19 protein-coding genes are annotated in these 22,430 nt (G+C 73.3%); 6 read left to right on the plus strand and 13 right to left on the minus strand.

Annotated features, from left to right (window positions below):
* Positions 1-54: 54 nt before the first annotated feature.
* The 4 genes from OG552_RS11370 to OG552_RS11385 all read right to left on the minus strand — a co-directional run bounded on the left by OG552_RS11370 (position 55) and on the right by OG552_RS11385 (position 4,177).
* Positions 55-1,350, minus strand: a complete 1,296-nt coding sequence (locus OG552_RS11370; RefSeq protein WP_329131853.1) for a hemolysin family protein — start codon at positions 1,348-1,350, stop codon at positions 55-57.
* A gap of 21 nt (positions 1,351-1,371) precedes the next feature.
* Complete coding sequence (gene ybeY / locus OG552_RS11375; RefSeq protein WP_329131855.1) at positions 1,372-1,866, minus strand: rRNA maturation RNase YbeY; 495 nt, start codon at positions 1,864-1,866, stop codon at positions 1,372-1,374.
* Positions 1,867-1,880: 14 nt separating this feature from the next.
* Positions 1,881-2,942 carry a PhoH family protein gene (locus OG552_RS11380; RefSeq protein WP_329131857.1) on the minus strand — a complete coding sequence of 354 codons (1,062 nt, stop codon included), beginning with the start codon at positions 2,940-2,942 and terminating at the stop codon, positions 1,881-1,883.
* 128 nt (positions 2,943-3,070) lie between these two features.
* Positions 3,071-4,177, minus strand: a complete 1,107-nt coding sequence (locus OG552_RS11385) for a carbohydrate kinase family protein (RefSeq protein WP_329131859.1) — start codon at positions 4,175-4,177, stop codon at positions 3,071-3,073.
* 59 nt (positions 4,178-4,236) lie between these two features.
* Here OG552_RS11385 and OG552_RS11390 point away from each other — a divergent pair, with 59 nt between their 5' ends.
* Together OG552_RS11390 and OG552_RS11395 are read left to right on the plus strand one after the other, a co-directional pair.
* The gene (locus OG552_RS11390; RefSeq protein WP_329131861.1) at positions 4,237-5,679 is read left to right on the plus strand and encodes a family 4 glycosyl hydrolase; all 1,443 of its coding nucleotides are present in this window, start codon (positions 4,237-4,239) and stop codon (positions 5,677-5,679) included.
* A 140-nt stretch (positions 5,680-5,819) separates the two neighbouring features.
* Positions 5,820-6,635 (plus strand): HAD family acid phosphatase, encoded by an 816-nt coding sequence (locus tag OG552_RS11395; RefSeq protein ID WP_329131863.1) that lies wholly within the window; start codon positions 5,820-5,822, stop codon positions 6,633-6,635.
* A 29-nt stretch (positions 6,636-6,664) separates the two neighbouring features.
* Here OG552_RS11395 and OG552_RS11400 read toward each other — a convergent pair whose 3' ends face one another.
* The 5 genes from OG552_RS11400 to OG552_RS11420 form a co-directional block, all read right to left on the minus strand.
* Positions 6,665-8,023 carry a hypothetical protein gene (locus OG552_RS11400; protein WP_329131865.1) on the minus strand — a complete coding sequence of 453 codons (1,359 nt, stop codon included), beginning with the start codon at positions 8,021-8,023 and terminating at the stop codon, positions 6,665-6,667.
* A 73-nt stretch (positions 8,024-8,096) separates the two neighbouring features.
* Positions 8,097-9,002 carry a ribonuclease Z gene (locus OG552_RS11405; protein WP_329140729.1) on the minus strand — a complete coding sequence of 302 codons (906 nt, stop codon included), beginning with the start codon at positions 9,000-9,002 and terminating at the stop codon, positions 8,097-8,099.
* The gene (locus tag OG552_RS11410; protein ID WP_329140732.1) at positions 8,999-9,358 is read right to left on the minus strand and encodes a histidine triad nucleotide-binding protein; all 360 of its coding nucleotides are present in this window, start codon (positions 9,356-9,358) and stop codon (positions 8,999-9,001) included. The genes OG552_RS11405 and OG552_RS11410 overlap by 4 nt, the downstream gene beginning before the upstream one ends.
* Positions 9,359-9,581: 223 nt before the next feature.
* Entirely contained in the window at positions 9,582-12,803 is a 3,222-nt protein-coding gene (locus OG552_RS11415) for a S41 family peptidase (RefSeq protein ID WP_329140734.1), read from the minus strand.
* 870 nt (positions 12,804-13,673) lie between these two features.
* Positions 13,674-14,228: a hypothetical protein gene (locus tag OG552_RS11420; protein WP_329131867.1), complete on the minus strand. Its 555-nt coding sequence runs from the start codon at positions 14,226-14,228 to the stop codon at positions 13,674-13,676.
* Between the two features lie 199 nt (positions 14,229-14,427).
* Here OG552_RS11420 and OG552_RS11425 point away from each other — a divergent pair, with 199 nt between their 5' ends.
* From OG552_RS11425 to OG552_RS11440, 4 genes are all read left to right on the plus strand, one after another.
* On the plus strand, positions 14,428-15,852 hold the full coding sequence (locus tag OG552_RS11425) for a hypothetical protein (RefSeq protein ID WP_329131869.1): 1,425 nt from the start codon (positions 14,428-14,430) through the stop codon (positions 15,850-15,852).
* 191 nt (positions 15,853-16,043) lie between these two features.
* On the plus strand, positions 16,044-16,787 hold the full coding sequence (locus OG552_RS11430) for a DUF1996 domain-containing protein (protein ID WP_329131871.1): 744 nt from the start codon (positions 16,044-16,046) through the stop codon (positions 16,785-16,787).
* Between the two features lie 61 nt (positions 16,788-16,848).
* Complete coding sequence (locus OG552_RS11435) at positions 16,849-17,430, plus strand: sigma-70 family RNA polymerase sigma factor (RefSeq protein WP_329131872.1); 582 nt, start codon at positions 16,849-16,851, stop codon at positions 17,428-17,430.
* Entirely contained in the window at positions 17,427-18,152 is a 726-nt protein-coding gene (locus OG552_RS11440) for a zf-HC2 domain-containing protein (RefSeq protein ID WP_329131874.1), read from the plus strand. Before OG552_RS11435 ends, OG552_RS11440 begins: the two co-directional genes overlap by 4 nt.
* Positions 18,153-18,188: 36 nt before the next feature.
* Here OG552_RS11440 and OG552_RS11445 read toward each other — a convergent pair whose 3' ends face one another.
* The 4 genes from OG552_RS11445 to hrcA all read right to left on the minus strand — a co-directional run bounded on the left by OG552_RS11445 (position 18,189) and on the right by hrcA (position 22,290).
* Positions 18,189-18,932, minus strand: coding sequence for a 16S rRNA (uracil(1498)-N(3))-methyltransferase (locus OG552_RS11445; RefSeq protein WP_329131876.1), 744 nt, complete (start codon positions 18,930-18,932; stop codon positions 18,189-18,191).
* On the minus strand, positions 18,929-19,993 hold the full coding sequence (locus OG552_RS11450) for a nitronate monooxygenase (protein WP_329131878.1): 1,065 nt from the start codon (positions 19,991-19,993) through the stop codon (positions 18,929-18,931). The genes OG552_RS11445 and OG552_RS11450 overlap by 4 nt, the downstream gene beginning before the upstream one ends.
* A gap of 140 nt (positions 19,994-20,133) precedes the next feature.
* Positions 20,134-21,273: a molecular chaperone DnaJ gene (gene dnaJ, locus OG552_RS11455; RefSeq protein WP_329131880.1), complete on the minus strand. Its 1,140-nt coding sequence runs from the start codon at positions 21,271-21,273 to the stop codon at positions 20,134-20,136.
* The gene (gene hrcA / locus OG552_RS11460) at positions 21,274-22,290 is read right to left on the minus strand and encodes a heat-inducible transcriptional repressor HrcA (RefSeq protein WP_329131881.1); all 1,017 of its coding nucleotides are present in this window, start codon (positions 22,288-22,290) and stop codon (positions 21,274-21,276) included.
* Positions 22,291-22,430: the final 140 nt, after the last annotated feature.

Below are 22,430 nucleotides of genomic sequence, written 5' to 3' on the forward strand. Positions count from 1 at the left end.
ACCCCCAGCGCCCCTAAAAGCAACCGCCGCCCGCAAGGGCACCCGCCCGGGGGGTCAGGACGGGGCCGGCGGGGGGGCCGGGGTGACCGGTTCGACCAGGACCGTTCCGATCCGGTTCCGCCGCCCCGCCTGCGTCTCCGCGGTGAGCCGCAGCGCCATCGCCACCCCGGTGCCGTCCTCCGGCAGCGGCACCACCGCCGTCGCCCCGGGAATCGGCACGCGCCCGAGCGACTTGGCCAGCAGACCGCCGACCGTCTCGACGTCGTCGTCGTCGAGCAGCACCCCGTACAGCTCCCCGAGGTCCCCGATGTCGAGGCGGGCCGTCACCCGGTAGCGGTGGTCGCCCAACTCCTCCACCGGCGGGGTCTCCCGGTCGTACTCGTCGGTGATCTCGCCGACGATCTCCTCCAGGATGTCCTCGATGGTGACGATCCCCGCGGTGCCCCCGTACTCGTCCACCACCACCGCCACATGGTTCCGCTGCTGCTGCATCTCCCGCAGCAGATCCCCCGCGTTCTTGGTGTCGGGCACGAACGCCGCGGGCCTGATCAGCGAGGTGATCGGATCGTTCTCCGCCTCGCGGTTGATGTGCACCCGGCGGGCCAGGTCCTTGAGGTAGACGAAGCCGACCACGTCGTCCTCGCTCTCCCCGGTGACCGGAATCCGGGAGAACCCGCTGCGCAGCGCCAGCGTCATCGCCTGACGGACCGTCTTGAACCGCTCGATCATGACCAGTTCGGGCCGCGGCACCATCACCTCGCGCACGATGGTGTCGCCGAGTTCGAAGACCGAGTGCACCATCCGGCGTTCGTCGTCCTCGATCAGCGACTCCGACTCGGCCAGGTCCACCATCGCCCGCAGTTCGGCCTCACTGGCGAACGGCCCGCGTTTGAAGCCCTTTCCGGGGGTCAGTGCGTTGCCGAGGAGGATCAGCAGTCCGGGGACCGGGCCCATCACCCGGGCCAGCGGCAGCAGGACGTACGAGGCCGCGGTCGCGGTGTTCAGCGGGTGCTGGCGGCCGATGGTGCGCGGCGAGACGCCGACCGCCACGTACGACACCAGCACCATCACGCCGATCGCCACGCTGAGGACTTCCCAGGTGGCGTCGAAGTGCCGGTCGCAGACGACCGTGATCAGTACGGCGGCGGCCGTCTCGCAGGCGACCCGGACCAGCAGCGCCACATTGAGGTAGCGGGTCGGGTCGGAGGCGACGGCGAGCAGATTGGCGGCGCCGCGGCGCCCGGAGCGCAGCGCGTCCTCGGCGCGGAACCGGGAGACGCGGGCCAGGCCGGTCTCGGCGCACGCGGCGAGCCAGGCGACGATGACGAGCAGTACGGCGGAGACGATCATGGCGTCGGCAGACCGTCGCCGTCAGTGGGTGGTGGGGGCGGGTGACTCGCCCTCGATACCGTGCTCGGCCCGCCAGTCGTCCAGGATCGCCTTCTGCAGGCCGAACATCTCGGCCTTCTCGTCCGCCTCCCCGTGGTCGTAACCGAGCAGGTGGAGGACGCCGTGGACGGTGAGCAACTGCAGTTCCTCGTCCATGGAGTGCTTGGTCGGCGCCTCCTCCCCCTGCTTCTTGGCGACCTCCGGGCAGAGCACGATGTCGCCGAGCAGGCCCTGCGCGGGCTCCTCGTCCTCCTTGCCGGGACGCAGCTCGTCCATCGGGAAGGACATCACGTCGGTGGGCCCCGGGAGGTCCATCCACTGCAGGTGCAGCTGCTCCATCGCGGCGGCGTCCACGACGATCACCGACAGTTCGGAGAGCGGATGGATGCGCATGCGCTGGAGGGCGTAGCGGGCGATGTCGAGGACCGCCTGCTCGTTGATCTCCCAGCCGGACTCGTTGTTGACGTCGATCGCCATGATGCTGAAGCCGGTTACTTTCTCTTGGGCCTGGAGCCGTTGCGGCCGCCGCCGGCCGCGTTCTCCTCGTCGGCCTGCGCGTTGTCGTACGCCTCGTAAGCGTCCACGATGCGTCCGACCAGCTTATGGCGGACCACGTCGGTGCTGGTGAGCCGGGAGAAGTGCACGTCCTCCACGTCGGAGAGGATCTCCTGGACCTGCCGCAGCCCGCTCTTGGTGCCGCCCGGCAGGTCGACCTGGGTGACGTCACCGGTGATGACGATCTTGGAGTCGAAGCCGAGCCGGGTCAGGAACATCTTCATCTGCTCGGCGCTGGTGTTCTGCGCCTCGTCCAGGATGATGAACGCGTCATTGAGGGTACGGCCGCGCATGTACGCCAGCGGGGCGACCTCGATGGTGCCGGCCGCCATCAGCCGGGGGATCGAGTCCGGGTCCAGCATGTCGTGCAGGGCGTCGTAGAGCGGGCGCAGATACGGGTCGATCTTCTCGTACAGGGTGCCGGGCAGGAAGCCGAGACGTTCGCCGGCCTCGACCGCGGGGCGGGTGAGGATGATCCGGTTGACCTGCTTGGCCTGCAGGGCCTGGACCGCCTTGGCCATCGCCAGGTAGGTCTTGCCGGTGCCGGCCGGGCCGATGCCGAAGACGATGGTGTGCTTGTCGATGGCGTCGACGTACCGCTTCTGGTTGAGCGTCTTGGGCCGGATGGTGCGCCCGCGGCTGGAGACGATGTTCTGGGTGAGCACCTGGGCGGGGGTCTCGGCCCCGTCGGCGTCCGCCCGCAGCATGGCGATGGACCGCTCGACCGCGTCCTCCGTCATGGGCTGGCCGGTGCGCAGCACCAGCATCATCTCGTCGAAGAGCCGCTGGATCAGGGCGACGTCGTCGGCCGCGCCGGTCGCGCTGATCTCGTTGCCCCGGACGTGGATGTCGACCGCCGGGAAGGCGTGCTCGATGACGCGCAGGAGAGCGTCTCCAGAGCCCAGGACGGTCACCATGGGGTGCTTGGCCGGTACGACGAAGTGGGCGCGCGCCTGCTGGGGCGGCTGCGGCTGCTGCTTTGTCGGTGTCTGAGTCATGGGCCGGCGCTAGGGCCTGCTCATCCCGCTTTCTGCTGATCGATGGGCCCGGAAGGCTCCGGGGTTCCAAGGGTACGGCTTGGCGCCGGGCCTGCCACGGGAAATTACCCGCGGACCGGGCCGCGGTGTCACGCCGGTCGGAAGCCGATGGTGGGCACCGCGCGGCGCAGCGGCCAGGGGCGGGTGGCGGTGGGCAGCAGGTCTTCGAGGAAGGCGTACCGGCGCAGGGCCTCCCGGTCGGCGAGTTCCTCGCCCGCGTACGCCTTGACCTGCTGCCACCAGCTCGCGATCTCGATCCAGCCGGGGGCCGAGAGCGAGCCGCCGAACTCCTGGACCGACAGGGCCGCGCACAGCGATGCGAAGGCGAGCCGGTCGGCGAGCGGCCAGCCGGCCAGCGAGCCGGTGACGAATCCGGCCACGAAGACGTCCCCGGCGCCGGTCGGGTCCATCGCCTCGACCAGCAGCGCGGGGACCTCGGCGATCTCGCCGTGGGCCGAGTCCACCGCGCAGGCGCCCTGCGCACCGAGCGTGACGACGGCGAGCGGTACGTGCTCGGCGAGCTTGCGGCAGGCTTCGCGCGGGGTGGCGGCCCGGGTGTAGCGCATGGCCTCCTCGGCGTTCGGCAGGAAGGCGGCGCAGTGCCGCAGGCCGTCGAGGTCGGCGGGGTCCCAGCGGCCGGAGTCGTCCCAGCCGACGTCGGCGAAGACGGCGGTGCCGGAGGCGGCGGCCTCGGCGATCCAGTCCCGCCCGGCCGGCTCCTCGCTGCGCCGGCCGAGTGAGGCGACGGCGGCCCGGGCGGGCGGCGGGCAGGCCGGCACCGCGTCCTCGGGCGGCGGCGCCTGGTGGCCGTGGCTGACCATGGTGCGCTCGCCCTCGTACGCCATGGAGACGGTGACCGGTGAGTGCCAGCCGGGGATACGCCGGGAGGGGGTGAGGTCGATGCCCTCGCCGTCCTGCAGGCTGTCCCAGCAGTAGTCGCCGTACATGTCGTCGCCGAAGGCCGCCGCGAGGGTGGTGCGCAGGCCGAGCCGGGCCAGCGCGGTGGCCATGTTGGCGATGCCGCCGGGGCTGGAGCCCATGCCGCGGGCCCACGACTCGGTGCCGCGGACGGGTGCGCTGTCCAGGCCGGTGAAGATGATGTCGAGGAACACGGTGCCGGTCAGATAGACGTCGGTCGCCGGATCCCCCGGGGCGCGCAGGGCGCCGAGCGGGTCGAGAACGGGCTGGTCGTCCATGCATCACACTGTGCACGACGGCACTGACAGTGCCCAGGAAGCTCGGGGACGGAGTCGGCGTGAAGCTCACCATTCTGGGCGGCGGCGGCTTCCGCGTCCCGCTGGTCCACCGGGCGCTGCTCGGCGATCCGCTGGTGACGGAGCTGGTCCTGCACGACACGGATGAGCTGCGGCTGCGGGTGGTGGGGGCGGTGCTGGCGGCGCAGCGGGCGGCGTGGGAGGAGGGCGGGGCGGGGGGTGCTCCGCGGGTCTCCCCGGCTTCGGCGGGGACGGGGGCGGCGGCGGGGGCGGCTGGGGCGGTGCGGGGGGCGCGGGCGGTGCGGGCTCCTTCCGCTGCTTCGGCGGGGGCGGTGCGGGCTCCGGTGGTCTCCCTCACCTCCGACCTGGACGAGGCGCTGCGCGGGGCCGATGTCGTCTTCTCGGCGATGCGGGTCGGCGGGACGGCCGGGCGGGTGACGGACGAGCGGGTGCCGCTCGCCGAGGGCGTGCTGGGGCAGGAGACGGTGGGGGCCGGCGGGGTCCTCTACGGCCTGCGGACGGTGCCGGTCGCGATGGCGGTGGCCGAGCGGGTGAAGGCACTGGCGCCGGAGGCGTGGGTGATCAACTTCACCAACCCGGCGGGCATGGTGACCGAGGCGATGGCGCGGGTGCTGGGCCCGCGGGTGATCGGGATCTGCGACTCGCCGGTGGGCCTGGTCCGGCGGGCGGCGCGGGCGGCCGGCGCCGATCCGGACGCGCCGGACTTCGGGTACGACTACGTGGGCCTCAACCACCTCGGCTGGCTGCGCCGGCTCACCGTCGGCGGCCGGGACCTGCTGCCCGCGCTGCTCGCCGACCCGGCGGCGCTGGCCGGCTTCGAGGAGGGCCGGCTCTTCGGGCCCGCGTGGCTCGCGGCGCTGGGGTCGCTGCCCAACGAGTACCTGCATTACTACTACTTCCAGCGGGAGGCGCTCGCCGCCGTACGGGCCGCCCCGGCGACCCGGGGCGAGTTCCTCGACCGCCAGCAGTCCGCCTTCTTCGCCGCGGCGCACCGGGCGCCGGCCGACGCGTACCGCCTGTGGGAGGGCACCCGGCGCGAGCGCGAGGAGACCTACATGGCCGAGAACCGCGCGGCCACCGGCGGCTGGGAGCGGGACCCGCACGACCTGGACGGCGGCGGGTACGACCGGGTGGCGCTGGCGCTGATGCGGGCCATCGCCCGGGACGAGCGGACCGTACTGATCCTCAACGTGCCCGGGAACGGGGCGGTTTCCTTCCTCGACGCGGCGGCTGTGGTGGAAGTGCCGTGCGAGGTGGGTGCGTTCGGGGCGCGGCCGCTGCCGGTGGCGCCGCCGGACGAGCATCAGGCGGGGCTGATGCTCGCCGTCAAGTCCGTTGAGCGGGCCGCGGTCGAGGCGGCGACGACGGGTTCGCGCCGGGCCGCGCTGCGGGCGCTCGCGCTGCACCCGCTGGTGGATTCCGCGGCGGTCGCGGACCGGATTCTGACCGCCGCCGGCTGGTGAACCACCTCTGAACTGGGGCGTAACACAAGGGAAACGACCGATCTGCGACTGTTGTGTCACCACGCGCGTAGACAACCCTTGACCTGCTCTGATGCCGGGGTCTAGATTCCGCCGCACCAACGAAGTGAAGGAGCACCGCCATGCCCCGTGCCCGCCTGTCAGCCCGCACCCGCACGCTCGCCGTGACCGCCGCCGCGGTCACGCTGGGCGCGACGTTCTACGGTGTCGGCGCCGCGACCGCGGACAACTCGGTACCCCGCAGCGACAAGACGATCCCCAACCTGACGGACGTCGTCAACGAGATCAAGGCGTACTACGGCGACACGGTGGACGCTTCGGGCGAGCACCAGGCCTCGCCCACCAGCAACTACGCCAAGCAGGTGGCCGGCATCGAGGCACAGGCCACGTCCTACCTCGCGAAGGTCACGAAGGACGAGCACGGCGGCCACGGCCAGCACGGCAAGCCGGCGAAGAAGCCGGCGATCGTCCTGGACGTGGACGACACCAGCCTGCTGACCTACAACTACGAGCTGGAGGTGGGGTTCAACTACACCCCGGCCACCAACTCGGCGTACATCGCGAACAAGACCATGCCGACCGTCTTCGGCATGGACGCCGTGGCCAACTGGTCGGCCGCGCACGGCATCACGGTCTTCTGGATCACCGGCCGCCCCGAGGCCCAGCGCGCCGACACCGTACGCAACCTCTCCGCCGTCGGCTACAAGTCCGTCCCCGACACCGCCCACCTCTACCTGAAGAACAGCACCACCCCGCCCGCCTACCTCCCCTGCGGCGCCACCTGTACGACCATCGAGTACAAGTCCGGCACCCGCAAGCACATCGAGTCCCTCGGCTACGACATCGTCGGCAACTTCGGCGACCAGTACAGCGACCTCTCCGGCGGCTACGCGGACAAGTCCTTCAAGCTCCCCAACCCGATGTACTACCTCCCCTGACCCCGGCGGGACGGGCTGTCCGGCGGGCGTCATGCCGGGGTCTCCCGACGGTCCAGGCGCAGTAGCCCGTGCAGGTGGTGGGCGGCGAGCGGTACGAGGGTGCCGGCCAGGGCGCCCGCGGCGAGGGCGGCGCCGAGGGCGCGGGCGGTGGGGTGGGCGTCGGTCAGTGCGTTGAGGACGAGGGCCGCCGCCGCGGCGCCGGCCGCGGTCCAGGTGCCGGCGCCGCCCGACCGGCTGTCCGGGAAGCGGGTGGCCCGGCGGACGGTGCGACCGGAGAGCACCGGCACCAGGGTGTCGTGCAGCGCCACCGGGTGCTGCGGCCACCCCTCTTCGCTACGTTCCCCGACCGGCAGTCCCGCTGCATCGGCCAACTCCCCGAACCGGGCCGCACCCCCGGGCCCCCCGAACCAGCTCGCCCACGGCAGCGCACCACGCAATTCGCCCTGGGCGTCAAGGATTTCCACCCCGGAGGGTTCGCGGCTGCCGGGCGGAGCGACCCGGACCAGCGTGGCCACCCGGTGCGGGCCGCGGCGCGGCAGCCACCGCTCCTGACCGCGCTGATCGACCAGCACCAGGTCCCGCTCCTGGACCCGGACCGCTGCGGCCCGCACCCACCGCACGGTCATCCCGGCGCCGGCTGCCGGAACCGGCGCGATCCGTACCGCCCCGGGCCCGGTCGCCGCCTGCCCGGTCGCCGCCCGTTCGCGGTCGGCGGCCAGGGCACGGGCCGCGAGGGTCAGCAGCGGGAGCAGCAGCGCGGCGCCCGCGGCCACCACCCGTGCGGCGACCGGCGGGTGGTCGACCGGGAGGATCGCCACCGCGAAGGCGACGAACCAGACGGCGACGGCGACTCCGCGGCCCAGGGTGTTCCAGCGCGGGAGCATCCGGCCGGGAGCACGGTCCGCGCCCGGGGCCGACGGCGCCGGGTCGGGCTGCCGCACGGTTGTCAGCGGCAGCCGCGACGCGGCGAGCAGGCCGGCCGCGCCGGTCAGGGCGAGCAGGCGTTCGCCGCTCGGCGGACTGCCGGCGTACGCCGCCGACTCCGGCAGGCAGTCGGCGAGTTCGAGCCGCAGCAGGCAATGTCCTTGCTCCGTACGGAACTCCAGCCGGCCCCAACTCCCGGGCGCTGAGGCGGTCGTCATCGCGCCGCCGACGGGCGGCTCCGGTGCGTCGGTGAACACGGCTCGACGGATGCCGGTCTCACCGATCGGGTAGGTGCGTTCGGCACCGGACCGGTCACGCACCACCAGCCCCCGGGCGTCCGCGTAGACCCGGGAGTTCCGCAGCACGTTGAGGCCGGGGGCGGGGCGGGCGGCCGGGCGCAGTGCGGGTTCGGGCACCGCCGCTGCGCCGATGGTCCGTTCGCGGTATCTGGTGTGCGCTGTCACGTGGGTCCTGAATTCTCCCGCGGTCCCGCCGTGTCCGCGTGCTGAAGGCGTCCGCGCCCGCCTGGACCGGGGGTCAGCGGCGTTTGGGGACGGGGATGCGCATCAGGTCGTGGGCGATGGTGAGGTCGCCGGTGAAGCCGGCCGCGCGGGCTTGGAGTTCGAAGGGTTCCGGGGCGGTGTAGCGCTGGGAGAAGTGGGTGAGGACGAGGTGGCGGACGCCGGCGTCGCGGGCCACGGTGGCGGCCTGGCCGGCCGTCAGGTGGCCGTAGGAGTCGGCGAGACGGGCGTCCTCGTCGAGGAAGGTGGACTCGATCACGAGGAGGTCGCAGCCGGCCGCGAGGGCGGGGACGGCGGGGCAGAGGCGGGTGTCCATGACGAAGGCGAAGACCTGGCCCGGGCGGGGCTCGCTGACATCGGCCAACTCCACGCCGTTCAGGGTGCCTTCGCGCTGGAGAAGGCTGATGTCCGGGCCGCTGATGCCGTGTTCTGCCAGCCGCTCGGGCAGCAGGCGGCGGCCGGCAGGTTCGGTGAGACGGTAGCCGTACGACTCGACCGGGTGCGAGAGACGGGCCGCGGTCAGCGTGAAGGAGGGGGTGGTGGCGATCGGGCCGTCCGCGGCGACCGGCTCCTCCCGCAGGTCGGCGGTCTCGTGGTAGGCGGTGGCGTGCCGGAGCCGGTCGAAGTACGCCTGGCCGCTTGCCGGGTAGTGCGCGGTGACGGGGTGCGGGACCCGGTCGAGGCTGATCCGCTGGATGACCCCGGCGAGGCCGAGCGAGTGGTCGCCGTGGAAGTGGGTGACGCAGATCCGGGTGAGGTCGTGCGCGGCGACCCCGGCGTACAGCATCTGGCGCTGGCTGCCCTCGCCGGGGTCGAAGAGGATGCCCTCGCCGTCCCAGCGCAGCACGTAACCGTTCTGGTTGCGCTGCCGGGTCGCGACCTGGCTCGCGGTGCCCAGGACGACGAGTTCGCGCATGCTCAGACGACCAGGCGCTGGAGATCCCGGCCGCCCAGGACGTGGGCGTGCGCGTGGAAGACGGTCTGGCCGGCGCCCGGGCCGGTGTTGAAGATGATCCGGTAGCCGGTCTCCGCGACCTTCTCCTGCACCGCCACCTCGCCGGCCTCGCGCAGTACGTCCGCGGCGGCGGCGGGGTCGCCCGCGGCAAGCGCGGGGCCGTCGGCGTAGTGCACCCGCGGGATCACCAGCACGTGGGTCGGCGCCTGCGGGTTGATGTCGCGGAAGGCGAGCGTGGTGTCGGTCTCCCGGACGATCGTCGCCGGGATCTCCCCTGTGACGATCTTGCAGAACAGGCAGTCGGCCTGCGGTTCTCCCGCCATCTCGACGGCTCCCTTCCTTCGCCCACGCGGCATACGTCCCGATCGCTCGCATGCTACCGGCCGCAAGATCCCTCCGGGGGCACGGGGACGCGCCCCGCGCGTACGCACGGGGGAGCCGCGGCGGCTTGCGCGGTGGCCTCGCGCCGCGGCACCGGCCTCACCGCCGCCCGGGAGGCCTGACGCGCGGACCGGTGCCCGGCATCAGGCCCAGCCCAGGGCGTGGTCAGGGGCGCCGTGGCAGTGGGGGAAGGGGCGGTGGGGTTTTGGCCGGGTGTTCCTCCAGTGCCGTCAGCGCCAGGGTGACCGCCGTGTCGAGTTGCGGGTCACGGCCAGCCGCCCAGTCCTGCGGGGTGTGGACGACCTCGACGTCCGGGTCGACGCCGTGGTTCTCCACGCCCCAGCCGTAACCCTCCAGCCAGAACGCGTACTTCGGCTGGGTGACCCCCGTGCCGTCCACCAGGTGGTAACGGCTGTCGATGCCGATGACACCGCCCCACGTACGGGTGCCGACGACCGGGCCGATGCCCAGCGCCCGTACCGCCGCGTTGACGATGTCGCCGTCCGAGCCGGAGAACTCGTTGGCGACCGCGACCACCGGCCCGCGCGGCGCGTCCTGCGGGTAGCTGAACGGGTGCCCGCCGCGCGGCAGGTCCCAGCCGACGATCCGGCGGGCCAGCTTCTCGATCACCAGCTGCGAGGTGTGGCCGCCGCGGTTCTCCCGGACGTCCACCACCAGTCCCTCCCGCGCCACCTCGACCCGCAGGTCCCGGTGGAGTTCGGCCCACCCGCTGCTCACCATGTCCGGCACGTGCAGATAGCCGAGCCGGCCGCCGGACACCTCGTGCACGTACGCCCGCCGGCCGGCCACCCAGTCGTGGTAGCGCAGCGGCTCCTCGTCGGCGAGCGGTACCGCGACCACGTGGCGCAGCGGACCGCCCGCCGCCGGGGCGACGGTGAGCTCGACCGGCTTGCCCGCGGTGCCGACCAGCAGCGGCCCCGGCCCGGCCAGCGGGTCCACCGGGTGCCCGTCCACCGCGACCAGCAGGTCCCCGGCCTTGACCGCCACGCCCGGCGCGGCCAGCGGGGAGCGGGCGTGCGGGTCGGAGGACTCGCCGGGCAGCACCCGGTCGATCCGCCAACCCCCCTCCCGCGTACGGGAGATGTCCGCGCCGAGCAGGCCCTGCCGGTGCAGCGGGTCGCGGTAGCCGCCGGGCGGGGAGACGTACGCGTGCGACGTCCGCAGGTCGCCGTGCAGCTCCCAGAGCAGGTCCACCAGGTCGTCGTGGGTGGCGATCGCGTCCAGCAGCGGCCGGTAGCGTTCGCCGGCCGCCTCCCAGTCCACGCCGTTCATGTCCGCGCGCCAGAAGTTGTCCCGCATCAGGCGGTGCGTCTCGCCGTACATCTGGCGCCACTCGTCGGTGGGGCGGACGGTGACGCGGATCCTGGACAGGTCGACGGTCACCGAGCTGTCGGAGTCGTCGTCCGCCTTGCTGTCGGCGGGCGCGACCCGCAGCCGGCCGCCGTGGGCGAGCAGCACCTTGGTGCTGTCGCCGGTCACCGCGTAGTCGTCGGCGTCGTCGGCGATCAGCTCGGTCCGCAGCTGCACCAGGTCGTACCGCTCCAGCACCGTGGTGGGCGGGTGCGCGTCGGGGCCGGCCAGCGAGGAGCCGAGCATGCCGACCAGCGGGTGGCGCAGCCACAGCACCCCGCCCTTGGCCGCCTTCAGGCTCGAATAACGGCCGGCCTCGACCGGGAAGGCGACGATCCGGTCGGCCAGCCCCTCGGCGTCCACCTTGGTGGCGGGGGTACGCGGCCGGTCCGCGCCCTTGCCGTCGCCGTCCTCGGCGTCGTTGTCCTCCGCGGCGGTGCCGTCCTTGGGCCCGTCCTCCTCGCCCTCGTCGTCGTACGGCCTGCCGTGCCGCTGCGGTCCGAACGGCGAGGGTGTGGTGGCCGCCAGCGTCATCAGGTACGGGCGGCAGGCGTTGGGGAAGGACAGGTCGAAGACGTGCGCGTCGTACACCGGGTCGAAGGCACGCTCGGAGAGGAAGGCCAGGTGCCGGCCGTCGGCGGTGAAGGCCGGCGCGAAGTCGTTGAAGCGCAGCGGGGTCGCGTCCACCACGGTCAGGTCGGAGGTCGACGCGAGCTTGATCTGGCGGAGCGAGCCGGGGCCGGGGTGGGACCAGGCCAGCCAGCCGGAGTCGGGCGAGAAGGCCAGGTCGGAGGCGTCCCCGGCCTCCGCGTCGACCACTTCGCGCACCTCGCCTGTCTGCGTCTCGACCAGCAGGACGCGGCCGTCGTGCGAGGCGACCGCGATCCGGTGGCCGTCGGGGGAGACCTCAAGCTCGTGCACGCGGCCGAGGCGGCCCGCGGCAAGGCGCCGGGGCGCGGTGCCGGCTTCGAGGCCGGTGGCAGGCGCGATGTCGAGGGCGTCGTCGCCCTCGGCGTCGGTCACCCACACCACCTGCTGGTCGCCGTCGCCGCCCTGCGAGAACACCCGCGGGTGGCGGGTGCGTACGCCCGGTTCTGCGGCGAGCGCGCGGGCCGGGCCGCCGCGGTGGGTGACCCAGTGGGTGGTGCCGCGGACCTCGACGGCGCTGCCGCGGCCGGTGTGGTCGGGGCGGGCGCCGCCGATGTGGTGGGCGGCGCGGACCGGGTGCGGCTGGAGGTCGGTGCGCTGGCCGCCGAGGCGGATGTCCAGGGGGCGGGGCGGCGAGGCCAGGTCGTCCAGGAGGTGCAGCCGGCCGGCTGACGTATAGGCGACGCGGGTGCCGTCGGTGGCGGCCTGGCGGGCGTAGAAACCGCCGAGCGGGGTGTGCCGGCGCAGGTCGGAGCCGTCGGGGAGGCTGGAGTAGACGGCGCCCTCGCCCTCGTGGTCGCTGAGGAAGGCGATGCGGTCGCCGACCCACATCGGGCACTCGATGTTGCCGTCGAGGCCGGCGTGCACCCGGTGGAAGCCGCCGCTGCCGTCCGGGTCGAGCCACAGCTTGCCGGCGGTGCCGCCCCGGTAGCCCTTCCAGTACGCGGCCTCCCGGCCCATCGTCGCCGACTGCAGCAGGACGGCGCCGCCGGGGCCGTACGCGACGTCACCGATCGGGCCGTACGGCAGGGTGCGGGTGGGGCCGCCGTCCAGCGGCACGGTACGGGCCCAGGTGCGCCGCAGTGAGGCCTGGCCGTCGGCGGTGACCACGACGAGTTCGCCGCCGGGGGTCCAGCCACGTACGGCGGTACGGGCGTTGCCCCAGTACGTGAGCCGGGTCGAGGGTCCTCCGTCGAGCGGTGCCACGTGCACCTCGGGGGCGCCGTCCCGGGTGGAGGTCCAGGCGAGGAGTTCCCCGCCGGGCGCGATCCGCGGCCGGCCCACCGGCATGTTGTCCGCGCTCACCCGCCACGCCCGCCCGCCGTCGAGCGGCGCGACCCAGACGTCGTCCTCGGCGGTGAAGGCGATGACGTCGCCGAAGGGGTGCGGGTTGCGGAGGTACGCGGCCTGGAGGGCGCTCCCGCGCGGGGGCCGGGGGGCGACGGGGTTGGCGGCGGTCTTGCGGGGGGCCGTGGTCTTCCGGGGCGCCGTGGTCTTGGCGGCCGTCTTACGGGGAGCGGTGGTCTTGCGGGGAGCGGTGGTCTTCGCGGCGGTCTTCCGCGCGGGCGACTTCCGGGCTGCCGCCGTCTTGCCGGCCGGCTCCTGAGCGGAGGTCTTCCTGGCGGCGGGCCTCTTCGGGGACGCGGCCTGGGTGGTCCGCCCGGTGGCGGCCTTCTTCGCGGCGGGCTGCTTCGCGGCGGCGCGCTTCACGGGGGCGCCCCCGGCGGCGGCTTCGGCGCGGGCGGCCGGTCCGCTGGTCGCCTTCTTGCCCACCGTCTTCTTCGCGGTCGCGGCCTTCTTGGCTGTCGCCGCCGTCGTCTTCTTGGCAGCGGACTTCTTGGCGGCTGACTTCTTCACCGCGGACTTCTTGGCCGCGGCGCTGGGGGTGGCGGCTTCGTCCGCCGAACCGTTCTCCGCGGGAGGGGTGTCCGCGGCGGCGCGGGTTGGCGCGGGCCGGCCGGTCTGCTCGCTCGGGTGGTGGCCCTGTCGCGCGGGCTGGTCGGTCGGCTGCGTCTTGGGTGTCGGATGCGTCACTCCGCCACCCTAACCAGGATCAACTCCTCATCGGAGAGCGGATGTCACAGTCACCGCGCCCCCACCCCCTCGCGCACTCCCCCAGTGCACAACTACGCCTCCGCCCAACACCGTTCGACTCCCCCCGCCCCACCCCCCGTTCAGGTGAAACCCACCCCCGCGAACCGACCAACCGTCCCACATCCACGCGGACCACCTCCGCGCTCAACTCCCCGCCTCCCCAGCCGCTTCGGCTGTCCGGAGCCGCCGGGACGCGAGACGTCTGATCCTCTTCGTCCGGCCCTTCATGGCCAGCCTCCGCAGAACCACCACTTCCCCGGAGCACTCCGCGAGGCGCAGCTGCAGCCAGTCGGACCACAAGTCCTCCGCGCCCGCCGAGATCCGCTCCCGCTGAAGCAGCCGCGCCACGGAGCCGCTCTGGAGGATCCCGGTCTCCGCCGCCCGCCGGGCCGCGTAGGCACGGTCGCGCTCCGACGAGAGCTGTGCGACCCACTCGGTCCTGGCCGCCGGGGTGAGTTCGCCCATCACCCGCAGGACGATCCCCAGTGCGACGTTCGGATCGGGCTCCAGCCCGACCGCCTCGAACAGCTGCCCGGAGCAGCGGTCCGCCCCGGCCGCCCGCGCATACAGCCCCCAGCGCTCGTGCTCGTCCGCGGCGTCCACCGGGTCCGTCCCCACGCACCGCGCCAGCGCTTCGAGCACAGCGGCCAGATTCCCGCCCGGCCCCGCCGCTGTCCCCATCCCTGTCCCCGCCCTCATCCCCGCTCCTCCGTTCTGTCCCCCTTCGGGAGGGTACGGCGGTGACGTGGTCGTGACGATGTCACGGTGGGCTTGCGGGTGGGCAACGGGCGCGTGCGGGGGGCGGATTGGTTGAACGAGTTCCCGGGGGCGGCCGTGTACCTGTCCGAGCGGCTGACCACGAAGGGTCACCGCACCGGGTACATCGGAGGAAGAACCCATGAACCGCACTCGCCTGGCCGGACTTGCCGCCCTCATCGCCGCGGGGTCGATCGTCCTGACCGCCTGTGGGCCCGACACGGACAGCGGAGCCCCGGCGTCCTCCGCGCCCGCGGCTGCCACCGGGAAGGCGAACTCCTTCGCGAAGCTGCTCGGTTCGCTCGCCTTCAAGAGCGGGTCGGCGAAGGACAACAACGCCCCTGCGAACACCGGGGACTTCTTCCACGGGGCGAGCGACAGCGCCGCCGCGATGAAGTGGGTGGAGCTCAAGGCGAGTTCGGCGGGGAACCTCAACCCGGTGGTGGTCAACGGCGCCGGCTTCACCCTCTACCGGTTCGACAAGGACACCGCCAGCCCCTCGAAGTCCACCTGCAACGGCGACTGCGCCACGACCTGGCCGCCGGTCCTCGTCCAGCCCGGGTCGAAGATCTTCATCAACGGCGTGCCGAAGTCCAAGGTCGGCGTGGTGCGCCGCGACGACGGCAAGCTCCAGGTGACCCTCGGCGGCTGGCCGGTCTACAAGTTCAGCAAGGACACCGCGCCGGGGCAGACCAACGGGCAGGGCGTGGGCGGGACATGGTTCGGCGTGACGCCGGACGGCGGGAAGGCCGGCCCGTCCCAGCAGGGGCAGGACGGCACGACCGGGGTCGACTACACCAACGGCACGGCCGCGCAGCACAACGCGCCGCCGAACACCGGTGACCTCTACAAGGGTTCCCGGTCCGACAAGGCGGCCATGCAGTGGGTGCAGCTCACGGCCGGCGCGTCCGGCGGGCTGAACCCGATCGTGCGGGACGCGGCCGGCTTCACCCTCTACCGCTGGGACAAGGACTCCGCCAACCCGTCGAAGTCCACCTGCAACGGCGACTGCGCCAAGACCTGGCCCCCGGTGCTGGTCCACCCGGGATCGAAGATCTTCCTCAACGGCGTGCCCAAGTCGAAGGTCGGCGTGGTGCGCCGCGACGACGGCAACCTGCAGGTGACCCTCGGCGGCTGGCCGGTCTACCGCTTCAGCAAAGACACCGTGCCCGGCCAGACCAGCGGTGAGGGCGTCGGCGGCACCTGGTTCGCGGTCTCCCCCGAGGGCCAGAAGGTGCTGCCCGCGGTGACCGACGACGGCGGCGCCGCCCCGTCGGCGACCCCCTCGGCCACCACCGGTACCGACACCCTCGGCAACGGCAGCGTCATCCTGGACAGCGGCAAGAACCTCACCGAGCCCAACGGTTCGGTGGGCGCTTCCGGCCCCGGCTGCCAGAACCTGGGCCGTCCCTTCACCGCGCTGTCGCTCCAGCTCTCCGGCGGCCCGGTCAAGATCTGGACCGGCCCTGACTGCACCGGCGACTCCGCGCTGATCACCGACTCGGTCAACGACCTGACCGCGATCGGCTTCAGCCAGCCCATCGCCTCGGTCCGCTTCGGCGGCTGAGCACCAGGCACCCGCCACCGGGCACCGGGCACCCGGCCACCAGGCACCGGCCACCGGCCACCGGTCACCGCCGAGCCCTCCGGCACGGCCCCGCCCCGCCCCTCCCCCGCCGGGCACCCCCGAGCCCCCCGCCCGGCCCGCAGGCCCACCGGATTCCCGGTGGGCCGGCGGCATGTGGAACGCTCGACTCCGTGAAAAGACGATTCGGCGCCGGGACGGCCACCTGGTCCCTCACCGCATTCGCCGTCGCGGCCCTCAGCGTCGCTGTCCTGCTGATCACCGGTACGAGCACCCGGCACGCAGCGGCCGCGGCCCCCCGTACCGGGCCCTTCCCCGCGGACTTCACCCACATCCGGCAGGTTCCGCGTACCCCCGCGCCCGTACCCGGACCCGACGCGTCCACCGGGACCTTCAGCGAGCAGTGCGGGCGGGACACGGACAACCACCGCAACGCCGACAACCTCGTGGTCTCCCCCGGTCTGGCGGGCGGTGCCCACCACACCCACGACTACGTCGGCAACCTGTCCACCACCGCCTTCTCCACCGACGCGAGCCTCGCCGCCGCGGCGACCACCTGCACCGACGGCGACCGGTCCACGTACTTCTGGCCCGTGCTGCGCCGCCAGGACCGGCCGGGCACCGACCCGCACGCGGTCGGCGGCGGCCACGACGGGAACCTCGGGCGGATCCTGCCGCCGGCCGCCGTGACGGTGGAGTACCACGGCAGTCCGGCCGGGGACGTCGTGGCGATGCCGAGGTTCCTGCGGATGATCACCGGCGACCCGGTGGCCGCGACCGTGGGGCTCGCCCAGGCGCACGCGCAGTGGGGGTGCGCCGGATTCCGACCAGCAGATGGCCGCAGTGGTGCGCTGCCTCAACACCGGCCGCACCTGCGGGCGCTGAGCCCGGCGGGAACACCCCCCGAATTCGTTTGAACCAAAGCTCCGCCGCTTCCGTGTTGAGAGCGACGCGGTCGCATCAGGATGGAGTAAATGGATGGCGATACTGCGGTCTCGCGGATCTCGCACCCGGCAGAGCACGGGTGACGAGCTGCTGATCCGCTCGCTCTACGAGGAACACGGCAAGGCGCTGCTGGCCTACGCGACCCGGCTCACCGGGGACCGCCAGGCCGCCGAGGACGTGGTCCAGGAGACGCTGATCCGGGCCTGGCGCCATCCGGAGGTGATGGTGAACGGCGAGGGCTCGGTCCGCGGCTGGCTGCTGACCGTGACCCGCAACATCGTCACCGACCGCCACCGGGCCAGGGCGGCCCGCCCCACCGAGGTCGCGGAGTCGGAGACGGCAGCGGCGGCGGCCGGTTCCGTCCACCGGGACCACGCCGACGCGGTGGTGGACTCGATGGTGCTCATGGAGGCCCTCGACCGGCTCTCCCCCGAGCACCGTGACGTGCTGGTGGAGATCTACTACAACGGCCGTACCGCCGCCGAGGCGGCCCGGCGGCTGGGCATCGCCGAGGGCACCGTCAAGTCCAGGGCCCACTACGCGCTCAAGTCGCTGCGGCAGCTGTACGCGCACAAGCCCGGCAGTAACGTCAGCCTTCAGGAGGTGGCCGCGTGAGTGAGTCGCATCGCCATGGGGATCTGCTCGGGGCCTACGTCCTGGGGGTGCTCGACGCCCAGGAGACACGGGAGTTCGACGAGCACACGGCGGCGTGCGAGGCGTGCCGCGCGGAGGTGACCGAACTGCGCGAGGCGGAGGCGCTGCTCGACGCGGTGCCGCCGGAGGCGTTCGTGGACGGCCCGCCGGAGGGCGGGGACCTGCTGCTGCAGCGCACCCTGCGGCGGGCCCGCGAGGAGCGGGCGACGGTACGGCGCAGGTGGTCAGCGGCGGTGGGCGCGGCCGTCGCGGCCTCGGCGGCGCTGGTCTTCCTCGGCGGCTATCTGGCGGCCGGCGACCCGTCCGACCCTGAGGCCGGGCCGGTGATCCCCACCGCCACCGTGACCGCCCCGCCCGGCAGCGCCGTGCCGGGGGTCAAAGTGGCCTCGGCCACCGATCCGGACACCGGGGCGCGGATGACCGTGCGGCTCACCCCGGCGGCCGGCTGGGTCCGCCTCAACACGGCCGTGACCGGCATTCCCGCGGGCGAACGGTGCCACCTTGTGGTGCTCTCGCGGGACGGCGACCGGGAGACGGCGGGCGGTTGGGTGGTCGCCGACGACGGCAAGGGCGCCGGCAAGGGCGCCGACCTGGACGGCTCCGCGGCGGTCGCCCCGGACCAGGTGGCCTCGGTGCTGGTGCAGAACGACAAGGGGAAGACGTACGTCACCGTGCCGGTCTGACGCTCCCCGGCCCGGCCTGCCGCGACCCGTGTCCGGTCAGCTCCAGCGGCCGGAGCGGGTCAGCAGCAGGGCGGTGGCGGCGACGCCCGCCGTGGAGGTGCGCAGCACGGTGGGGCCCAGGCGGTACGGCGGGGCGCCGGCCCCGGCGAAGGCGGTCAGCTCTTCGGGGGCGACCCCTCCTTCGGGGCCGACCACCAGGACCAGGGAGCCGGCCGTGGGGAGCGGGGCGGTGGCGAGCGCGGTGGCGCCCTCCTCATGGAGGACGCCGGCGAAGTCCGAGGCCGTGAGCAGCGCGGTGAGCTGACGGGTCGTCATGAGGTCGGTGACCTCGGGGAAGCGCAGGCGGCGGGACTGCTTGGCCGCCTCGCGGGCCGTTGAGCGCCATTTGGCAAGGGACTTCGCGCCCCGGTCCCCGCGCCACTGGGTGACGCAGCGGGCCGCGGCCCAGGGGACGATGACATCGACGCCGGCCTCGGTCATGGTCTCGACGGCGAGTTCGCCGCGGTCGCCCTTGGGGAGCGCCTGGACGACGGTGATCCGGGGCGAGGGGGCGGGAACCTCGCGCAGTGCGGTGACGTCGACGTTGAGGACGTCCTTGCCGACGGTGCCGGAGACCGTGCCGTAGGCGCCGCGGCCGGACCCGTCGGTGAGCACGATCTCCTCGCCGGGCTGCAGCCGGCGTACGGAGACCGCGTGCCGCCCCTCCGGGCCGTCCAGGGTCAGGCGGGTGGGCGAGCCGTCCAGGAACTCCGGCTCGACGAGGAACACCGGGGCGGTCATGCGCGGGCCCCCAGGGCGGCGTGGAGTTCCGCGGCCAGGGTCTCCACCAGCGCGCCGGCCGACAGCTCACGGGCCAGCCGGTGGCCCTGCCCGGCCCACAGCGCCATGCCCTGCGGGTCGGCGGCCGCGGCCGCCGCCTTCCGCAGCGGCGAGGTGAGGTGGTGGACCTGCGGGTAGCCGGGCGGGGCGTACGGGCCGTGCTCGCACATGAAGCGGTTGAGGAGGCCGCGGGCGGGGCGGCCGGAGAAGGCGCGGGTCAGTTCGGTGCGGGAGAAGACCGGGTCGGTGATGGCCCGCTTGTGCAGCACGTTGGCGCCGGACTCCGGGCAGATCAGGAAGGCGGTGCCGAACGCCGCCGCGTCGGCGCCCGCGGTCAGCACGGCGGCGATCTGGCTGCCGCGCATCAGGCCGCCAGCCGCGATGATCGGCAGCTGGACGGTCTCGCGGACCTGCGGGACGAGGGTGAGCAGGCCGACGCCCGCCCGGTCGAGCTGCGGGTCGTCGCGGTGGGTGCCCTGGTGGCCGCCGGCCTCCACGCCCTGGACGCAGAGTGCGTCGGCGCCGGCCCGCTGGGCGGCGAGGGCCTCTGCGGCGGAGGTGACGGTGACGACGGTGTACGTACCGGCCTTGGCGAAGGCTTCGAGGACCGAGCGCTCCGGGCAGCCGAAGGTGAAGCTGACCATCGGGACGGGGTCCTCCAGGAGGACGGCCACCTTGGCGTCATAGGCGTCGTCGCCGCCGATGTCCGGGTCGCCGAGGGCGGTGGCGTACCAGGCGGCCTCGCCGGCCAGCTGCTCGGCGTAGACGGCGACCGCGGAGGGGTCGACGGTGCCGGGCTGCGGCATGAAGACGTTCACCCCGAAGGGCTGCGAGCTGAGGTCGCGCAACTGGCGGATCTCCTGGTACATCGCCTCCGAGGTCTTGTACCCGGCGGCGAGGAAGCCGAGGCCGCCGGCCGCGCCCACGGCCGCCGCGAGCTGCGGGTTGGAGGCGCCACCGGCCATCGGGGCCTGCACGATGGGATAGGCCGAGAAGGCGGAGAGATCGGTGAGCGCGGACATGGCCTCATCGTGCCACGGGCGCCTGAGACCGCCCCCACCGGCCAGCGGGTGCCCCCGCCGCTCCCGGCCGGTCCGTGAGTGTCCGGCAGCCCCCGCCCCGGGAGGGGCAGAGGGGCTGCCGACTGCGCCGGGCGGGCGTCCTAGCGGCCGTTGAAGGCGTCCTTGAGCCGGGAGAAGAGTCCCTGCTGGCCCGGGGCGAACTGGCCGGTGGGGCGCTCCTCGCCGCGGAGCTTGGCCAGCCGGCGCAGCAGATCCTCCTGGTCGGCGTCGAGCTTGTGCGGGGTGACCACCTCGACGTGGACGACGAGGTCGCCGCGGCCGCCGCCGCGCAGGTGGGTGATGCCGCGCTGGTGGAGCGGGATGGACTGCCCGGACTGGGTGCCGGGGCGGATGTCGATCTCCTCCAGGCCGTCGAGCGTCTCCAGCGGGCATTTGGTGCCGAGCGCGGCCGCGGTCATCGGGAGGGTGACCGTGACGTGCAGGTCGTCGCCGCGGCGCTGGAAGACCGGGTGCGGGACCTCGCGGATCTCGACGTAGAGGTCGCCCGCGGGGCCGCCGCCGGGGCCGACCTCGCCCTCGCCGGCCAGCTGGATCCGGGTGCCGTTGTCGACGCCCGCCGGGATCTTGACCGTGAGCGTACGGCGGGAGCGGACACGGCCGTCACCTGCGCACTCCGGGCACGGGTTGGGCACCACGGTGCCGAAGCCCTGGCACTGGGGGCACGGCCGCGAGGTCATCACCTGGCCGAGGAACGACCGGGTGACCTGGGAGACCTCACCGCGGCCGCGGCACATGTCGCAGGTCTGCGCGGTGGTGCCGGGCGCGGCGCCCTCGCCGTTGCAGGTGCCGCAGGTGACCGCGGTGTCGACCTGGATGTCCTTGGTCGTGCCGAAGGCCGCCTCGTCCAGCTCGATCTCCAGCCGGATCATCGCGTCCTGGCCGCGGCGGGTGCGTGAGCGCGGCCCGCGCTGCTGCGACTGCCCGAAGAACGCGTCCATGATGTCGCTGAAGTTGCCGAAGCCGGCCCCGAAGCCCCCCGCCCCGCCGCCGCCTCCGCCCGCAGCGGAGAGCGGATCACCGCCGAGGTCGTAGACCTGCTTCTTCTGCGGGTCGGAGAGCACCTCGTAGGCGGCGTTGATCTCCTTGAACCGCTCCTGCGTCTTGGGGTCCGGATTGACGTCCGGGTGCAGTTCGCGGGCGAGCCTGCGGAATGCCTTCTTGATCTCGTCCGGTCCGGCGTCGCGGCGCACGCCGAGGACGGCGTAGTAGTCCGTGGCCACTTACGACTCCGCCAGGATCTGTCCGACGTAACGTGCCACTGCGCGTACCGCTCCCATCGTTCCGGGGTAGTCCATGCGGGTCGGTCCGACCACGCCGAGTTTGGCGACTGCCTCGTCGCCCGAACCGTAGCCGACCGCCACCACGGAGGTGGAATTGAGGCCCTCGTGAAAATTCTCATGCCCGATCCGGACCGTCATGGTCGCGTCCGCGGTCTCGCCGAGCAGTTTCAGGAGCACCATCTGCTCCTCCAGCGCTTCGAGGACCGGGCGGATCGTCAGCGGGAAGTCATGGTTGAACCGGGTGAGGTTCGCCGCGCCGCCCAGCATGATGCGCTCCTCCTTCTCCTCGACGAGCGTTTCGAGGAGGGTGGCGAGCACGCCGGACACCGCGGGGCGGTCGTCCGGTTCGAAACTCTCCGGCAGATCCTGCACCAGCGGCGGCACATCGGCGAACCGCCGGCCGACCACCCGGCTGTTGAGCCGGGCCCGCAGATCCGCCAGCACCGTCTCGCCCACCGGGGCGGCGCAGTCGATCAGCCGCTGCTCGACTCGGCCGGTGTCGGTGATCAGCACCAGCATCAGGCGAGCGGGCGCCAGGGAGAGCAGCTCCACGTGCCGGACCGAGGAGCGGACCAGCGACGGGTACTGCACGACCGCGACCTGCCGGGTCAGCTGCGCCAGCAGCCGTACCGTCCTCGCCACCACGTCGTCGAGGTCGACGGCGCCGCCCAGGAAGTTCTGGATCGCGCGCCGCTCGGCGCCGGAGAGCGGTTTGACACCGGCGAGCTTGTCGACGAAGAGCCGGTAGCCCTTGTCGGTGGGGATGCGGCCGGCGCTGGTGTGCGGCTGGGCGATGTAGCCCTCGTCCTCCAGTACGGCCATGTCGTTCCGCACGGTGGCGGGCGACACCCCGAGCTGGTGGCGCTCGGTCAGCGCCTTGGAGCCGACCGGCTCCTCGGTGCCGACATAGTCCTGCACGATGGCACGCAGCACTTCGAGTCTGCGTTCGCTCAGCATCGCGCACCTCCCTGCCGTGGGCCCTGAGCCGCCTGGCCTGGCACTCGTCCGATTCGAGTGCCAGCTTTCCCGCAGCAAGTGTACGGCGAGCGGGCAAGGCCTCGGCAAGACCGACCGCCGAACCTGTCGCACGTACTCGG

The sequence above is a fragment of the Streptomyces sp. NBC_01476 genome, assembly GCF_036227265.1.
In the GTDB taxonomy this organism is placed as follows: Bacteria; Actinomycetota; Actinomycetes; order Streptomycetales; family Streptomycetaceae; genus Actinacidiphila.

What these genes read in the sequence shown, in the direction of transcription:
- OG552_RS11370 (WP_329131853.1), bottom strand. Translation starts at nt 1,350, where the DNA reads ATGATCGTCTCCGCCGTACTGCTCGTCATCGTCGCCTGGCTCGCCGCG.
- ybeY (WP_329131855.1), bottom strand. Translation starts at nt 1,866, where the DNA reads ATGGCGATCGACGTCAACAACGAGTCCGGCTGGGAGATCAACGAGCAG.
- OG552_RS11380 (WP_329131857.1), bottom strand. Translation starts at nt 2,942, where the DNA reads ATGACTCAGACACCGACAAAGCAGCAGCCGCAGCCGCCCCAGCAGGCG.
- OG552_RS11385 (WP_329131859.1), bottom strand. Translation starts at nt 4,177, where the DNA reads ATGGACGACCAGCCCGTTCTCGACCCGCTCGGCGCCCTGCGCGCCCCG.
- OG552_RS11395 (WP_329131863.1), top strand. Translation starts at nt 5,820, where the DNA reads ATGCCCCGTGCCCGCCTGTCAGCCCGCACCCGCACGCTCGCCGTGACC.
- OG552_RS11410 (WP_329140732.1), bottom strand. Translation starts at nt 9,358, where the DNA reads ATGGCGGGAGAACCGCAGGCCGACTGCCTGTTCTGCAAGATCGTCACA.
- OG552_RS11420 (WP_329131867.1), bottom strand. Translation starts at nt 14,228, where the DNA reads ATGAGGGCGGGGACAGGGATGGGGACAGCGGCGGGGCCGGGCGGGAAT.
- OG552_RS11425 (WP_329131869.1), top strand. Translation starts at nt 14,428, where the DNA reads ATGAACCGCACTCGCCTGGCCGGACTTGCCGCCCTCATCGCCGCGGGG.
- OG552_RS11435 (WP_329131872.1), top strand. Translation starts at nt 16,849, where the DNA reads ATGGCGATACTGCGGTCTCGCGGATCTCGCACCCGGCAGAGCACGGGT.
- OG552_RS11445 (WP_329131876.1), bottom strand. Translation starts at nt 18,932, where the DNA reads ATGACCGCCCCGGTGTTCCTCGTCGAGCCGGAGTTCCTGGACGGCTCG.
- OG552_RS11450 (WP_329131878.1), bottom strand. Translation starts at nt 19,993, where the DNA reads ATGTCCGCGCTCACCGATCTCTCCGCCTTCTCGGCCTATCCCATCGTG.
- hrcA (WP_329131881.1), bottom strand. Translation starts at nt 22,290, where the DNA reads ATGCTGAGCGAACGCAGACTCGAAGTGCTGCGTGCCATCGTGCAGGAC.